Annotated in this window: 15 protein-coding genes; 7 read left to right on the plus strand and 8 right to left on the minus strand. The window is 70.1% G+C overall.

Annotated elements, in window-relative coordinates:
* The first annotated feature begins 48 nt into the window (after positions 1 to 48).
* The gene (locus ABTV10_RS05135) at positions 49 to 1,539 is read left to right on the plus strand and encodes an NCS2 family permease (RefSeq protein WP_499032990.1); all 1,491 of its coding nucleotides are present in this window, start codon (positions 49 to 51) and stop codon (positions 1,537 to 1,539) included.
* Between the two features lie 35 nt (positions 1,540 to 1,574).
* Positions 1,575 to 2,003 (plus strand): Rv0880 family HTH-type transcriptional regulator, encoded by a 429-nt coding sequence (locus ABTV10_RS05140; RefSeq protein WP_433610381.1) that lies wholly within the window; start codon positions 1,575 to 1,577, stop codon positions 2,001 to 2,003.
* Positions 2,004 to 2,068: 65 nt separating this feature from the next.
* Here ABTV10_RS05140 and ABTV10_RS05145 read toward each other — a convergent pair whose 3' ends face one another.
* The 3 genes from ABTV10_RS05145 to ABTV10_RS05155 are packed head-to-tail and all read right to left on the minus strand — an operon-like array spanning position 2,069 to position 5,850.
* Complete coding sequence (locus tag ABTV10_RS05145; RefSeq protein ID WP_499032991.1) at positions 2,069 to 3,073, minus strand: winged helix-turn-helix transcriptional regulator; 1,005 nt, start codon at positions 3,071 to 3,073, stop codon at positions 2,069 to 2,071.
* Between the two features lie 8 nt (positions 3,074 to 3,081).
* Complete coding sequence (locus ABTV10_RS05150) at positions 3,082 to 4,614, minus strand: carotenoid oxygenase family protein (RefSeq protein WP_499032992.1); 1,533 nt, start codon at positions 4,612 to 4,614, stop codon at positions 3,082 to 3,084.
* Positions 4,615 to 4,632: 18 nt separating this feature from the next.
* Positions 4,633 to 5,850 carry an acetyl-CoA acetyltransferase gene (locus ABTV10_RS05155; protein WP_499032993.1) on the minus strand — a complete coding sequence of 406 codons (1,218 nt, stop codon included), beginning with the start codon at positions 5,848 to 5,850 and terminating at the stop codon, positions 4,633 to 4,635.
* A gap of 101 nt (positions 5,851 to 5,951) precedes the next feature.
* On the opposite strand from ABTV10_RS05155, the gene ABTV10_RS05160 reads away from it, so the two are divergent.
* Both ABTV10_RS05160 and ABTV10_RS05165 read left to right on the plus strand, forming a co-directional pair.
* Positions 5,952 to 7,130: an acetyl-CoA C-acyltransferase gene (locus ABTV10_RS05160; RefSeq protein ID WP_499032994.1), complete on the plus strand. Its 1,179-nt coding sequence runs from the start codon at positions 5,952 to 5,954 to the stop codon at positions 7,128 to 7,130.
* Positions 7,131 to 7,182: 52 nt separating this feature from the next.
* Positions 7,183 to 8,937, plus strand: a complete 1,755-nt coding sequence (locus ABTV10_RS05165; RefSeq protein WP_499032996.1) for a class I adenylate-forming enzyme family protein — start codon at positions 7,183 to 7,185, stop codon at positions 8,935 to 8,937.
* A gap of 61 nt (positions 8,938 to 8,998) precedes the next feature.
* On the opposite strand, the gene ABTV10_RS05170 is transcribed toward ABTV10_RS05165, so the two are convergent.
* A complete protein-coding gene (locus ABTV10_RS05170) occupies positions 8,999 to 9,541 on the minus strand; it encodes a hypothetical protein (RefSeq protein ID WP_499032997.1) in 543 nt (180 codons plus the stop codon).
* A gap of 68 nt (positions 9,542 to 9,609) precedes the next feature.
* On the opposite strand from ABTV10_RS05170, the gene ABTV10_RS05175 reads away from it, so the two are divergent.
* The 3 genes from ABTV10_RS05175 to ABTV10_RS05185 are packed head-to-tail and all read left to right on the plus strand — an operon-like array spanning position 9,610 to position 11,328.
* The gene (locus ABTV10_RS05175; protein ID WP_499032998.1) at positions 9,610 to 10,218 is read left to right on the plus strand and encodes a TetR/AcrR family transcriptional regulator; all 609 of its coding nucleotides are present in this window, start codon (positions 9,610 to 9,612) and stop codon (positions 10,216 to 10,218) included.
* Positions 10,219 to 10,249: 31 nt separating this feature from the next.
* Positions 10,250 to 11,056 carry a TrmH family RNA methyltransferase gene (locus tag ABTV10_RS05180; RefSeq protein ID WP_499032999.1) on the plus strand — a complete coding sequence of 269 codons (807 nt, stop codon included), beginning with the start codon at positions 10,250 to 10,252 and terminating at the stop codon, positions 11,054 to 11,056.
* Positions 11,053 to 11,328 (plus strand): DUF2537 domain-containing protein, encoded by a 276-nt coding sequence (locus ABTV10_RS05185; RefSeq protein ID WP_499033000.1) that lies wholly within the window; start codon positions 11,053 to 11,055, stop codon positions 11,326 to 11,328. Before ABTV10_RS05180 ends, ABTV10_RS05185 begins: the two co-directional genes overlap by 4 nt.
* 6 nt (positions 11,329 to 11,334) lie before the next feature.
* Here ABTV10_RS05185 and ABTV10_RS05190 read toward each other — a convergent pair whose 3' ends face one another.
* The 4 genes from ABTV10_RS05190 to ABTV10_RS05205 form a co-directional block, all read right to left on the minus strand.
* Positions 11,335 to 12,108 (minus strand): DUF6928 family protein, encoded by a 774-nt coding sequence (locus ABTV10_RS05190; RefSeq protein WP_499033001.1) that lies wholly within the window; start codon positions 12,106 to 12,108, stop codon positions 11,335 to 11,337.
* Between the two features lie 5 nt (positions 12,109 to 12,113).
* Entirely contained in the window at positions 12,114 to 12,992 is an 879-nt protein-coding gene (gene sepH / locus ABTV10_RS05195; protein ID WP_499033003.1) for a septation protein SepH, read from the minus strand.
* Positions 12,993 to 13,235: 243 nt separating this feature from the next.
* Complete coding sequence (gene serC / locus ABTV10_RS05200) at positions 13,236 to 14,354, minus strand: phosphoserine transaminase (RefSeq protein ID WP_499033005.1); 1,119 nt, start codon at positions 14,352 to 14,354, stop codon at positions 13,236 to 13,238.
* Between the two features lie 44 nt (positions 14,355 to 14,398).
* A complete protein-coding gene (locus ABTV10_RS05205) occupies positions 14,399 to 15,526 on the minus strand; it encodes a citrate synthase 2 (protein WP_499033006.1) in 1,128 nt (375 codons plus the stop codon).
* Positions 15,527 to 15,571 lie beyond the last annotated feature (45 nt).

The raw sequence follows: 15,571 nt of genomic DNA on the forward strand, positions 1-15,571 counted from the left end.
CTGCCAGGTGCGAAACCCCACTTCCCGGCGATTGGACCGAAATACGACATGGCGGTTACCGAAAAGACCCCGGAGCCCACAAGGCAGTCGGCGCCCTCGCGACTGCTGGACAACTACTTCAAGATCACCGAGCGGGGCTCGACCGTCAGCCGGGAGGTCCGCGGTGGCCTCGTCACGTTCGTGGCGATGGCCTACATCATCGTCCTCAACCCGCTGATCCTCGGTAGCTTCTCGGCCGACGACGCGGCCGCCAAGACCGACGTGCTCGGCAACATCCTGCCGATCAGCCAGGTCGCCGCCGTCACCGCGCTCGTCGCGGGCCTGATGAGCATCCTGTTCGGCATCATCGCCAACTACCCGTTCGGCATCGCCGCGGGTCTGGGCATCAACAGCCTGCTCGCGGTGTCGATCGCGCCGCAGGTGACCTGGCCCGAGGCGATGGGCCTGGTCGTCATCGACGGCCTGATCATCGTCGCGCTGGCCGCGACCGGGTTCCGCACCGCCGTCTTCAACGCGATCCCGCGGGAACTCAAGGCCGCCATCGTCGTCGGTATCGGCATGTTCATCACGTTCATCGGATTCGTCGACGCCGGATTCGTGCGCCGCATCCCCGACGCCGCCGGCACCTCCGTCCCGGTCGGCCTCGGCATCAACGGGTCGATCTCGTCGTGGCCGACGGTCGTGTTCGTCTTCGGTGTCCTGCTCATGGGCATCCTCATGGTGCGCAAGGTGCGCGGCGGTCTGCTGATCGGCATCGTCGTCACCACCGTGCTTGCCGCGGTCCTCGAGGCGGTCTTCGACATCGGCGCCTCGAAGGGCGTCGACCCCAAGGGCTGGAACCTCAGCGTCCCCGCCGCCCCGGACGTCGTCGCGCAGCTGCCCGATCTGAGCCTGGTCGGCGACGTCAGCCTGTTCGGCGCGTTCTCCCGCATCGGGGTCCTGGCCGCCAGCCTGCTGGTCTTCACGCTGGTGCTCGCCAACTTCTTCGACGCGATGGGCACCATGACCGGCCTCGGCAAGGAAGCCGACCTCGCCGACAAGGACGGCAACCTGCCCGGCATCGGCAAGGCGCTGATCGTCGAGGGCGCCGGCGCGGTCGTCGGCGGCGGCGCGTCCGCGTCGTCGAACACCGTCTTCGTCGAGTCCGCGTCCGGTATCGCCGAGGGCGCCCGGACCGGCCTCGCCAACGTGGTCACCGGTCTGCTGTTCCTGGCCGCGATGTTCCTCACGCCGCTGTACTCGGTGGTGCCGATCGAGGCGGCCGCCCCGGCTCTGGTCGTGGTGGGTGCGTTGATGATCGGGCAGGTGCGCGAGATCGACTTCAGCAAGTTCTCGATCGCGTTGCCGGCGTTCCTGACGATCGTCACGATGCCGTTCTCGTACTCGATCGCCAACGGCATCGGCGTCGGCTTCATCTCCTACGTGGTTCTCGCGGCCGCGGGTGGCAACGTCAAGAAGGTGCATCCGCTTCTGTGGATCGTTGCGGCACTGTTCGTCGTGTACTTCACGGTCGGCCCGATCACCGACGCCGTTACGTGATTGACAGGGCGCGAGTTCCCGTATTGTTTGATTCTGTGACATCGGATACTCGCGCCCTGGCCAGCGACCTGTCCCTAGCGGTGGTGCGACTGACGCGCCACCTGCGGGGACGGCGAAGCGAGGCTCAGGTGTCGCTGACACAGCTGTCGGCGCTGGCGACACTCAGCGCCGAAGGTTCCATGACGCCGGGTGCGCTGGCCGCACGGGAGAAGGTCCAGCCGCCGTCGATGACCCGGGTCATCGCGTCGCTCGCGGATCTCGGACTGGTCGATCGCACACCGCATCCCACCGACGGACGCCAGATCATCGTCTCGCTGTCCGACGCCGGGCACGCGCTCATGGAGAGCGAGACCCAGGCCCGTGAGGCGTGGATGACCGAGAAGCTGTCGCACCTCGAGGGCAAGGACCTCGAGACCCTGCGCGACGCCGTCGCCATCATCACCTCACTGGTCGAGAACGACTGAACGAGAACCGGAACCTGGACCCGAACACGTTCGGGTCCAGGTTTTTTCGTATGCGACCGGCGGGGTCAGTACGTCCCGGGCAGCCCGGCCTGGCGGGTGCCGGCGGTCCGTTCCTCCACCGACACCGTCCGGGATTCCAGTTCCGTACCGCACTCGCTGCACGCGAAGCGTGGGGTGAAGGCGGAGCCACATGTGGTGTGCGTGAACGCGATCGCATCGCCCTCGGGGGCGGGGAACCATCGCTGGCCCCACGCGATCATGGACACCACGACCGGGAAGAACGCCCGCCCCTTCTCGGTCAGGTGATAGGTCACCCGGTCGACGCGTTCGGTGCTGGGACATTCGCGTAGAACACCGAGTTCGGTGAAGGTGCGCAGTCGATCCGCCACGATCGTCGGAGACGACTGCATCCGCTCGGCGAACTCGCTGTAGCGGTGCGCGCCGAACAGTGCGGAACCGAGCATCGCCGCCGACCACCGGTTGCCGATGAGGTCCATGGTCTGCGGCAGCACCCGCGGCGGACGCGCGGCGCCGCTCGACCGCCGTCGGCTCGAGGCCGCGGGCACACTGCGGGTCCAACCGCCGCTCGGTCCCATCTCGGCGACCACGTCGCGGGCGCCGGCGGGACGACCGCACGAGGCGCACTCCAGGCGCGGGGTGAAGTGCCGGTCGCACGCGGTGTGTCGCATGAGCGGGAGCACGCCCTGATCGGGCGCCCACTGCAGTTCCCACGACCACACCGACAGCAGGACGGGCCACAGTTCCTGGCCGCAGGCGGTGCGGCGGTACTCGTAGCGGGCCGGCCTCTCCTGATAGCGGAGACGGTCGAACACCCCCGCGTCGGTGAGCGCGGCCAGCCGCGAGGACAGCACGGCGTGCGAGATGCCGCCGGCGCCCATCCAGTCGCGGTACCGCTTCGCGCCCTGGAAGGAGTGGCGCAGGATCCACAGGTTCCACTCGTCGCCGAGGAGGCCGAGGGCCACCGCGATGGAGTTGTCGCCGCCCGGGGCGAGCATGCGCCCGGCCGTCGGAGTCGCGGACTCCGCGTCGGGTGCATGCTCGTCGGACATCCCCAGAACTATAGTCCGGGGCGGTCGAGGCCCATCGCCTCCGCGGGGTCGTCGCTCGTCCGCCAGCGGGGGAGCGCGGAACCCGGTGCCCACGTCGAATGCGTGCCGCTGGAGATGCGCTCCGGCAACCGGATCCGGGCCACCGGCCCGTCCGCGACGCGGGCGGCGTCGAACACCAGGCACTCCGACAGGTCCTCCTCGACGTTCGAGACGATCGTCACCAGGTATCCGTCGTCCTCGCCGTCGGCGCCGACACGGGGGGCCATCGCGGTCTCGCTGCCGAAGACGCCGTCGCCGAACGCATAGCGTTCCTCGTTGCCGGTGACGGTGTCGTGCTTGACGAGGCCGTCGAACAGGAACCAACCGGGGAGACCGGTCGCGGCGTAGGTGTAGCGGTGGGGGCGACCGCCGTGACGGGGGTTGATCATCCCGAACTCGGTCACGGTCTCGGACAATCGTTCCTCCCGGACCTCACCGGTGCGCAGGTTCAACCGCCACCGGTGCAGGTGCGTGCCCATCCGGTCGAGTGCCAGGAAGCGGAACATCCGCTGGTAGACGCCACCTTCGCCGGTGTCCTCGGGCTCGGGGTTCTCCTGGTGGAATCCCTCGAGGACGATCTCGTCACCGGTCTCGTACGCATTGGTCCAGTGCAGAACGTAGGTGGGATCGGCCTCGAACCACCGGATCTGGTCGGAGGTTCCCCGACGCGGGATCACGCCCAGCCGCAACGGGATGTCCGGGTGGAAACGCGAGACGTACCGGCCCGCCTCGAGGGCCTCGGGCAGCCAGAACAGCGGGCAGTCGTTGAGGATCGCGTAGTTCTCGGTGAACGCCATGTCGTGCGGTAGGCGCGCCCCGGGCAGTTCGACGTCCACGTAGTGGGCGAGGCGGTCGTCGGCGTCGACGACGCCGTAGTGCATGAACGGGGCCTCGGTGCTGTAGTTGAAGAACAACAGTTCCCCGGTGCGGTCGTCGACCTTCGGATGCGCCGACACCCCGAGGCCCGACGGGAACTGTCCGCCCCACGTCGCCTTGCCCGCCGGCTCGAGCGTCGTCGGGTCGAGTCGGTAGAGGTCACCGCACTGCCAGAAACTGGTGAGCGCCATGCCGTTGTGCACGACGACGTCGGTGCTGGAGGCGTCCTTCATCCGACCGCGGGCGCCCCAGCCGTCCTGGCGGATCGAGCGTTCCGGGTGTTCGGCGATGCCCGCCCACAGCGGACCGGCGGCCGCCTGCTCGGCCAGGAAGCCGTCGGTCTTGACGAAGCGGTTGCGGTAGAACGCTTTTCCGTCACGGAAGCCGACCGCATGGATCATGCCGTCGCCGTCGAACGGGTGGTAGCGGCCCTCGAGGGCCGGGTGCACCGGATTCTCGGTGTTGCGCAGGTAGACCCCGTCGAGGTCGGCGGGCAGTTCGCCGATCACGTCCAGGTCGTCGGCGCTGCGCTCGACGCTCTGCGGTCGCCACGCGCCGGTGCGGTAGGGATGGTCGTCGTCCGCGGGCAGTGTCGTCAGGGCGCGCCCGAGCACCTCGATGTCCATGTTCTCCTCCTCTTCCGATCAGTGTCCGACGACGAAACTGGCTGTCGTCGAGGTGCTTCCGCCGAAGTTCAGCATTGCCGCACGGCGTGCGCCGTCCACCTGGTTCGCGCTCGCGCGGCCCGTCACCTGGCGGTGGCAGTCCAGCAGCATCCGCACGCCGGTCGCGCCGACCGGGTGCCCGACGCCGAGTAGGCCGCCGCTGGGGTTCATCGGGATGCGGCCGCCGACCTCGAGATCGCCCTCCTCGACGGCGCGCCAACTCTCGCCGGGCGGCGTGATCCCGAAGTGGTCGATGGCGACGTACTCGCTGACGGTGAAGCAGTCGTGCGTCTCGATCAGGTCCAGGTCGTCGACGCCCGAGACGCCGGCGCGGGCGAAGGCGTCGGCGATCGTGTCGCGCACGTGCGGGAACACGAACTTGTCGCCGGCGCTGCGCGCGAACTTCTCCGCCAGGGGAAGCCCCACGGTCCGGTGACCCCAGCCGAGGATGCTCGACTGCCGGGCCCGGTCGCGCTGCGCCGCCGGGTGGTCGGCGCGGACCAGGACGACGCCGGCGCCGCCGTCGGTGAGGGGCCCGCAGTCCGCCTTGCGGAGTCGGCCCTCGACCGGCGGATTGGCCACCGGGTCGGCGCTGAACGACGCCGTGGTCCGATCCCAGGAGCGGGTCTGCGCGAGCGGATTGCGGGCGGCGTTGCGCGCATTCAGTTCCGCGATGGCCCACAGGTGCCGGTCGTCGAGGCCGAAACGCCGGTCGTACTCGTCGGCGACCTTGCCGAACATGTACGGCCACATGAACTTTGCGTCCGTACCCTCGCGTCCGGCCCAGGCCGCCGTCCCCATGTGCCGTGCTCCGAGGTCGCCCGGCACGGTCTTCTCGAGTTCGGCTCCGAGCACGAGGGCGCAGTCGTAGCGGCCGGACTCGAGGTCCGCCATGGCGGCGAGCACGGCGAGCGATCCCGACGCGCAGGCGCCCTCGTGCCGGGTGGCGGGCACGCCCCACAGATCCGGGACCACCGACGCGGGCATCGCGCCCAGGTGCCCCTGGCCCGTGAAGAGCTGGCCGAAGGCGTTGCCGACGTGGACCACGCCGATGTCGCCGGCGTCGAGTCCGGCGTCGGCGAGGGCGCCCTCGACCACCTCGCGGACCAGGTCCGCGACGTCGAGTCCCTCCCGGGTGAGGTTTCGTGCGAAATCCGTTTGGTAGCCGCCGATTATTCGGATCGAGTCAGTAGTCATGTAAGCCGCTCTCTGCTGAAGGTCTTGCGGTTCTGCGGGGTCCAGACTACAACTAGCAGAGTGATGCAGACCACTCAACCGTTCGGAAGGCCGGTGGTGACATGACGCGGGCGTTGGTCTTCGACGCGGTCCGACTGCCGCGGGGACGGGTGCGCCGGGACGGCGGCACCCTCGCGCAGATCCCGCCGCACGCGCTGTTCGCGCAGCTCCTGAACGCGCTCGAGCGGCGCGGTCTGCCGACCGCTGTCGTGGACGACGTCGTGCTCGGGATCAGTACGGTCACCGGCGAGCAGGCGGGCAACCTGGCCCGTGCCGCCGCGCTGGCCGCGGGATGGCCCGACGCCGTCGGCGGAGCGGTGGTCTCGCGGCTCTGCTGCTCGGGGATCGAAGCGCTCGGCACCGCCGCGGCGAAGGTCGTTGCGGGACAGGCCGACGTCGTCGTCGCCGGCGGTGTCGAGTCGATGTCGCGCGTCCCGATGCTCTCCGACGCCCCCGCGATCGCCACCGACGACGACCTGGGCGAGCGCACCGGATTCGTGACCATCGGGGTGTCCGCCGACGCGATGGCCGCCGCATTCGGATTCACCCGTGACCGACTGGACGAGTACGCGGCCGAGTCGCACCGGCGGGCCGCGGCGGCTCCGCCGTCGGATGCGGTGGTGCCCGTGACGAGATCGGGGGAGGTGGTCCTCGCGGCCGACGAGGGCGCCCGCCCCGACGCGACCGCGCAGCAGTTCGCGCAGCTTCCGGCCCTGTTCGGCGACGACCCGGCGTGGGAGCGAGTGCTCCGACGTCTGCCCGAGCTGACGAAACCCGAACGGGGTCTGCACTCGATCGCGACGGCGCCGCAACTCGCCGACGGGGCCTCCGCCGCCGTCGTCGCGGCCCCCGGCGCCGCGCACGGTTGCGAACCTATCGCCGAGATCCTCGCCGTCGCGCACCGGTCCGTCCGATCTCCGCTACTGAGCGCACCCGTCGACGCGGCGCGAGATGCGTTGCACCGAGCAGGGATCGGTGTCGGGGACCTCGACGTCGTCGAGGCCAACGAGTCCTTCGCGGTGAGCCCACTGCTGCTGATCCGCGAACTCGGCCTGGACCCGGCCCGCGTCAATCCGAACGGCGGCGCTCTCGCCGTCGGCCACCCGCTGGGCGCAACCGGCGGCAACCTCCTCGTCTCCGCCCTCGACGGCCTCCGTCGCGTCGACGGCGAGCACGCCCTCGTCACCATTCCGGCCGCGCTGGGCCTGGGCTCCGCGCTGGTCCTGCGCCGGTTGCGGTGACGCGTTCCGCCTCCACCCCTCCAGACCCCCGTCCGCCTCCAGGAAGGTAGCCATGTCCGAAGTGTTCACCGCACCCGAGGTTTCCGGCCCGCACCCGCGTCGCGCCGTGCCCTGCCACCCGGAAGAGAAGATCCGTGAGTACGTGGCCAGGGGGTGGTGGCGGGAGACCACCCTGCTGGACGCCTTCGACGGCTGGGTCGGCGCCCGACCCGACCACGACGCGGTGTCGGACCCGACGAACCTGCCGGACCTGACGGGCATCGAGGCCGAGACGCTGAGCTGGAAGGCGATGTCCGACCGGGTCGAACGGCTCGCCGCCCGGTACTACGAGGGCGGGATCCGGCAGGGCGATGTGGTCGTGGTGCAGCTGCCGAACTCGATCGCGCTCGTCGCGACCTATCTGGCGCTGTGGCGTCTGGGCGCGGTGGTCAGCCCGGTACCGGTCGCGTACCGACAGCACGAGCTGTCGAACATCTGCCGCGTCACCGCCGCGAAGGCGGTCGTCACGGTGACCCGGTTGCTGGACCGCGACCTGGCCGCCGACGCGCTCGCCCTCGCCGACCCGGCCGATGGTGTCGAGAGCGTGTTCGCGTTCGGGCCCGATCCGGACCCGCGTGCGGTGCCGATGGACCTCGCGGCGTCGTCGGTCGCGGTGGAGGAGACGCGACGCTATCTCGACGGCGTGGTCCTCACGATCGGTGACCGGATCACGATCTGCTGGACCAGCGGGACGGAGGCGGCCCCCAAGGGTGTGCCGCGTTGTCACGCAGACTGGTTCGCGAGCGCGCAGGCGGCGCAGGACGGGCTCGAGACCGACGAGTCGTCCGTCATCCTCAACCCGTTCCCCATGGTGAACATGGCGGGCTTCGCGGCGGCTTTCCTGCCGTGGCTGGTCGGCGGCGGGCACCTCGTCCAGCACCAGCCGCTGGACCTGGCCGTCTTCCTGGCGCAGATCGCGCACCACCGTGTCACGCACACCTCGATGCCCCCGGCGATCCTGGCGATGCTGCTCCAGCAGGACGCGCTCCGGGAGTCGGTGGACCTGTCGTCGCTGCAGCGGGTCGGCTCGGGTGGTGCGCCGTTGCCGCCCAGCGTGGTTCGTCGTTGGCAGGAGGAATTCGGCATCGAGGTCCTCAACTTCTTCGGATCCAACGAGGGGGTGTGCCTGCTCGGCGCGCCCGCCGACATCCCGGATCCGGCCGTCCGCGCCATGCACCTGCCCAACTACGGTGCCCCCGACCGGGAATGGGCGACGCGGGTCGCGAAGATGACGTCCGTGCGGCTGGTCGACCCGGTGACCGGCGCCGACGTCCACGCCGTCGGCGAGCGGGGCGAGCTGCGGCTGAAGGGGCCCAGCGTCTTCGGCGGCTACCTCGAGGGGACCGCGGCGTCGAGCCCGTTCGACGACCAGGGCTACCTGTGCAGCGGTGACGTGTTCGAGCTCGGCGGCGAGCGCGGCGAGTACATCGTCTTCGTCGACCGGATCAAGGAGATTATCATCCGCGGTGGCATGAACATCGCGCCGGCCGAGATCGAGGGCCTGCTGATGGAGCATCCGGGGGTGAGCGACGTCGCGGTGATCGGCTACCCGGACGAGGTGCTGGGGGAGAAGTGCTGTGCCGTGGTCGTTCCGGCGCCGGGGGCCTCGGTCGAACTCGCCGACCTCGTGAACCACCTGCGGGAGCGGCAGGTCGCGTCGTTCAAGCTGCCCGAGCGGCTCGAGATCGTCGAGAGCATTCCCCGCAACCCGGTGGGCAAGATCGTGCGCCGGGACCTCCGCGAGACCTTCGCGCCGCCGACCGCCTGAGCGCGCCGAGCCGGGCCCGGTCACGGATGACCGGGTCCGGCTCGGCGTGTCCGTTCCGGCGCTACCCGGCCGACTTGGCCCGTGCCGGGAACACCGTGTAGCTGAGGGCGATCACACCCCACACGCCGAGCGCCGTGCTGAGCGTCCGGATCCAGTTCGACAGCGCCTCGGTTCGGGACGGATCGTCCACCATGACGATCGCGGCCACCAGCAGACCGCACGCGATGGCCCACGCGACGACGGCCTTACCGAACTCGCGCCACTCGCGCGCGGCGCGTGCCATCCCGTGCCGGGGCGGCTTCACCGGCGCCGGGCCGCCCGCGAACCGATGCGCGAAGCGGGCGTCCGCCCAGCGGATGATGCTGTGGCCGAATGCCACCGAGAACCCGATGTACGCGGCGGCGAGGCCGTGGCTCCACGACGCCACACCGCCGCTGCGGAGGTCGACCGTGGTCGCGGCCAGCAGCACCACGTCGACCAGCGGCGCGCCCACGAGCAGTGCGGTGCCGAGCGCGGGCCGGCGCAGCAGATAGCGGGCGACGAGGCCGGCGCCGAGGAACACCCAGAACAGGACCTCGCACACGACGATCAGTTGAACGATCACGTCCACCCCTTTCTAGTACAACTGTGTTAGCTATCGGAAACTAGCACAGTCGTGTTAGATTTGGCCACGTGGTGAAACGACCCGACCCCGAGCAGCGACGCGAGGAGATCGCCGACGCGGTGCTGCGGGTGATCCGGCGCGACGGCGTCGGCGCGGCGAGCGTGCGGACCGTCGCCGACGAAGCCGGCATGTCCACCGGTTCGCTTCGGCACTTCTTCGGCACCCAATCCGAGTTGCTGCTGTTCGCGATGGAACTGGTGACCCGGCGTGTGTACGACCGCATCGCCGGCATCGAGTTCACCGGCGACGTGCGGACCGACGTCCGGGTGCTGACCGAGCAGTTCGTCCCCCTCGACGCCGACCGCCGCGGCGAGATGGACGTCTGGCAGGCGTTCGTCGTCGCCGCGCGGACCGACCCCACTCTCGCCGAGGTCCGCGACCGCACCGATCGGGAGATGTACGACGGGTTCCTGCGGTCCACGACGGCGCTGCAGGACGCGGGTCTGCTGGCGCGGGGCACGTCCGCCGAGGTGGAGGCGATGCGGCTGCACGCCCTGGTCGACGGCCTCGCCGCGCACGGGGTCAACCATCCCCGCCGGATGAGTGCCGACCGGATCCGCGCGGTGCTCGACGCGCATTTCGGCTCGCTGCTGCCCGTCGGCGGGAGCGCACGCTAGCCCGACGACCGGCATACGGCACGATGGATCCGTGGTTCACGTCATCGACATCGCAGACCCCGCAGATCCCAGGCTGGACGACTACCGCGACCTCAACTCGTCGGACCGCCGGCCCGACCTGCCCGGCGGTAAGGGGCTGGTGATCGCGGAGGGTGTGCTTGTGGCGCAGCGCATGCTCACGTCCCGGTTCACACCGATCAGCCTGCTCGGTGTCGACAAACGGCTGGGGGAGCTGTCCGAGGACCTCGAAGGCATTGACGTGCCCTTCTACCGAACCTCCGCCGAGGTGATGGCCGAGGTGGTCGGGTTCCATCTGAACCGGGGCGTGCTCGCCGCGGCCCACCGGCCCCCCGCGCTGGACCTCGAGGACCTCCTGCGCGACGCCCGCACCGTCGCGGTGCTCGAAGGCGTCAACGATCACGAGAACATCGGCTCGATGTTCCGCAACGCGGCCGGGCTGGGTGTCGACGCAATCCTGTTCGGTGCCGCGGTGGCCGACCCGCTCTACCGCCGGGCTGTGCGGGTGTCGATGGGGCACGTGCTGCGGGTGCCGTTCGCGCAGGTTCCGGACTGGCCACGGGGACTGAACATCGTGCGGGACAGGGGCTTCCAGCTCATCTCGCTGACCCCCCACCCGTCGGCACTGCCTCTCGCGCAGGCCATGACCGGCGACAAGGTCGCGGTTCTGCTCGGCGCGGAAGGTCCCGGGCTGACCGAGCACGCCATGCGCGTCACCGACGTTCGCGCCCGGATCCCGATGGCGCCGGGTACCGACTCGCTCAACGTCGCGACGGCCGCCGCGATGGCCTTCTACGAGCGCATCCGGACGGCGTCGTGATCGCCGCCGGCACCGCGCCGACCCCGTGGTCCACGGGCCTGCTCGTCAGTGGCTTCGCGGCGGTCTTCACCCTCGTCGCGGTGGTCGGCTTCGGATCCGCCCTGACGAACATCCACCCGCTGCTCGCGGTGGGCTTCAACCTCGTGGTGGTCGGCGGTGCCGCACCCACCGTGTGGCGTTGGCGGCGCGTCCCGGTGTGGCGCTGGGTGGTGTACGGGGCGACCGCCGGAGTCGTATCGGGTTGGGCGGCACTGCTTCTCGGCGCGTTCTGAGGCCCGTCAGTTCTCACGCCGGAACAGGCGCGCGAACAGTGACCGCCGGGGTGGAGTCGGCTGTTCCTCTTCCGGCTCCGGCTCCGGCTCGGGTTCCCGTTGCTGTCGGTCCTGTTCGGCGCGGCGTTGCTCCTCGAGTCGCTGCACCGACTCCGGGACCTGGCCGGCGGGGTAGACGGCGAACCGCGACACCGTGATCGACGCCGGGTCGAGGTCCTCCCCGAGCCAGGCGTAGGGCGCGGCCTCGGCGAATTCGCCCGGACTGAACGGCAGCGTCTGGGGATCGGGCAGCACGTCGAGGGACGGCTGCGCCGGGTGCGCACCCGCCCAGAACGGCCGCTCCCACACCTCGGGGAGTCCCAGGTCCTCGATGATGTGCACCGGCGTCGCGCTGAACGACCGCTTCAGCTCCGCCTCGTCCCAGTGCGCGAACGCGCCCCAGGAACCCGCCTTCGTCACCGGACTCGACGAGCACAGGTAGGTGTGGCGGAAGCCGGTCGGGTGAATCCAGTGCTCCACCAGCGACGAGGGGACCGGCGGCAGCGACTCGCCCGTGCGAACGATCGACACCCCGGGAAAGCACCCGACCGCGATCTCGCCGTCATCGAGTGACGTCGCCTCGGACAGGGATTCATCGCCCAGGTGCGTCGCGACGAGACCCGGGTGCAACTGGACGACGAGTGCCTCCGCGGCGTCGTGGTCGGGCGCCGCGTCCCGCAGCGTCGCGGCGGGATCGGCGGCGTCGACGTACCAGAGCGTGGAAGTGTTGACCCCCGACACCGACGTCAGCCGCGTCCGTTGCTCCGAACGCCCAGCAGAACGTCGTCCCACGAGGGCAGTGCCGGCTTGCCGCGCTTGTCCTTGCCGGGGGTGTGCTGCGGTGCCGGCTTGTGCTCGTGCTCGTCGTGCCCGTCCAGCTCGTCGGCCTCGCTGTACTCCGTAGAGACGTCGTCGATCTCGTTGTCGGTCAACAAGATCGAGGAATCGTCGGCCGTGTAGTGGTCGTGCTCGTGGTCCTGCTCGACGTCCGCCGGGCCGTACACGCCCTCGCTCGGCACGGGAGCCAGCCCGCGGAGCGGGCGACCGTGATCCGGGTCGACGAGTTGGGACGCGGTGTCGTCGAGCGCAGTGATGATGCCGCCGTGCGCGTCCGGCTGGTACCGCCAATGCGCGGCATTGGTGGTACGTCCGGCCTGCCACTGCAGCTGCGCCACCCAGTGGCCGTCCTCGTCCTTCCACGCGTCCCACGTCGCGACGTCCAGGTCGTGGCCCCGGGCGCGGAACGCCTGCGCCACGATCTCGGCGAGCGTGTGGACGGTGGGGCCGTCCGGGCGGACCGGGTGACCGGCCTGCGCCATCTCTGCCGCCCGGGAGCGTTCGAGCAGAACCGGATACGCGAAGCGCTCCACCTTGGACTGCGGGACGCCCGCCTCCTCGGCGACCTGCTCGACGGAGGCGCCGGCGCGGATCCGGGCCTGGATCTCTCGGGGCCGCATCTGGCTGTCCGTCTCGATCTCGATCTGGCCCAGGCGCGCGATGTCGCCGCGGGACGCGGCGCGGAGCTTGTCGTCGGCCGGGATCCGGAATTTCTCACCGGAATCGGGATCCGAACACACCACATGCGCGCCGCCAGGTTCGAGTCCGATCACTCGCAGCTCTCGCACGTTGTCCTCCTCATCGCGCCGACTCGCGATCATGTCAAGATCGACTGTAATTCATCTGTGACCCCTGCGCCTGGAAAGACACGCGCGCCGTATATCACCATCGTCGAGCGTTCGGCGCCGTTATCGCGGCGCGGTGAGGTGTGATGAGGGCTACACATCCGGAAACGTGCAGGTGCGGCGCCAGACACGACGAGGGGCGGGCACGCAACGCGCACCCGCCCCTCGTTTGGGGAGCCGGGAGAACTAGCCGAGCTGGGAGACGACCCAGTCGATGCTCTTGGTGAGCTGGCTGATGTCCTCGGGATCGATCGCCGGGAACATGCCGATGCGCAGCTGGTTGCGGCCCAGCTTGCGGTACGGCTCGGTGTCGACGATGCCGTTGGCGCGCAGGACCTTCGCGACCGCGGCGGCGTCGACCTCGTCCTTGAAGTCGATGGTGCCGACGACCTGCGAGCGGTACGCCGGATCGGCGACGAACGGCGTCGCGTACTCGGACGCCTCAGCCCACGAGTACAGGCGCTCCGACGAATCCTTGGTGCGCGCCGTGGTCCAGTCCAGGCCACCGTTGCTGTTCATCCATGCGATCTGGTTCTCGAACATCAGCAGCGTCGCGAGCGCCGGGGTGTTGTACGTCTGGTCCTTGGTGGAGTTGTCGACCGCGATCGGCAGCGACAGGAAGTCCGGGGTCCAGCGGCCGGAGTCCTTGATCTCGGCGACGCGCTCGAGCGCGGCCGGGCTCATCAGCGCGATCCACAGGCCGCCGTCGGCCGCGAAGCACTTCTGCGGCGCGAAGTAGTAGACGTCCGCGTCGGTGGCGTTGACCGGCAGACCGCCGGCGCCCGAGGTGGCGTCGATCGCGATGAGCGCGTTCTCCGACCCGGCGGGACGCGACACCGGCACCGCGACACCAGTCGAGGTCTCGTTGTGCGCCCAGCCGATGAGGTCGACGGAACCGTCGGCGACGATCGCCGGCGCGGTGCCCGGCTCGCTCGAGACGACGATCGGATCGCCGATGAACGGGTTGTTCTTCGCGACGGACGCGAACTTCGACGAGAACTCGCCGTAGGTGAAGTGCTGCGAGCGCTCACGGATCAGACCGAATGCGGCCGCGTCCCAGAACGCGGTGGATCCGCCGTTGCCGAGAACCACCTCGTAGCCCTCGGGCAGCGAGAACAGGTCACGCAGACCCGAGCGCACGCGCGCGACGACGTCCTTGACGGGCTTCTGCCGGTGGCTGGTGCCGAACACCGAAGCGCCGACGTCGACCAGGGACTGCAGCTGCTCGGGGCGGACCTTCGACGGTCCGCAACCGAAGCGGCCGTCTACGGGCTTGAGGTCGGCGGGGATGATCGGGGTGCTCATCGGTGCGAGTTGTCCTTCTCCGTTGTGGTGACGTCCAGCTGTTTCTAGCTGTGCGAGATCTGGTCCCAGCCCTCGACGGACTCGGGTGTGCGGGGTTCGGGGCCGGTGTAGATCGCCGCCGGGCGGACGAGCTTGCCCAGGCGCTTCTGCTCCATGATGTGCGCGCACCAGCCGGCGGTGCGGCCGCACGTGAACATCGCGGGCATCATGTGCGCCGGGACCTCGGCGAAGTCGAGGATCACCGCCGCCCAGAACTCGACGTTGGTCTCGATCGCGCGGTCGGGGCGACGCTCGCGCAGCTCGGCGAGCGCGGCCTGCTCGAGCGCCGCGGCCACCTCGAAGCGCGGGGCGTTCAGCCGCTTGGCGGTCGCACGCAGCACCCGGGCGCGCGGGTCCTCGGCCCGGTACACCCGGTGGCCGAAGCCCATGAGCTTCTCCTTGCGGTCGAGGATGCCCTTGACGAGCGCGCGGGCGTCGCCGGTGCGCTCGGTCTCCTCGATCATCGGCAGCACGCGGGCCGGGGCGCCGCCGTGCAGCGGGCCCGACATCGCGCCGATCGCACCGGACAGCGAGGCCGCGACGTCGGCGCCGGTGGACGCGATGACGCGGGCGGTGAACGTCGAGGCGTTCATACCGTGCTCGGCGGCCGACACCCAGTACGCGTCGATGGCCTCGATGTGCGCCGGATCCGGGTCGCCCTTCCAGCGCGTCATGAAACGCGCTGTGACGGTGGGGCATTCGTCGATGAGCTTCTGCGGGACGGCCGGCTGGTAGATACCGCGCGCGGACTGCGCGACGTACGACAGCGCCATCACCGAAGCGCGGGCCAGGTTCTCCCGCGCGGTCTCGTCGTCGATGTCGAGCAGCGGCTGGTAGCCCCAGATCGGTGCGAGCATCGCCAGGCCGGCCTGCACGTCGACGCGCACGTCGCCGGTGTGGATGGGGAGCGGGAACGGCTCGGCCGGGGGCAGACCCGCCCCGAACTGGCCGTCGACCAGCAGCGCCCAGACATTGCCGAAGGTGACCCGGCGGCCCACCAGATCCTCGATGTCGACGCCGCGGTACCGCAGCGCACCGCCGTCCTTGTCCGGCTCGGCGATGTCGGTGGTGAAGGCGACGACGCCTTCGAGACCGCTGACGAAATCCTCGGGTACTGCAGCGCTGGGTGCCATTGCTCCTGGACTCTCCTCATCCGAGTGCCGCCCGTCGGAGCAGCA

The organism is Paraburkholderia sp. RHO2, from assembly GCF_050955445.1.
Classification (GTDB): Bacteria; Actinomycetota; Actinomycetes; order Mycobacteriales; family Mycobacteriaceae; genus Prescottella; species Prescottella agglutinans_A.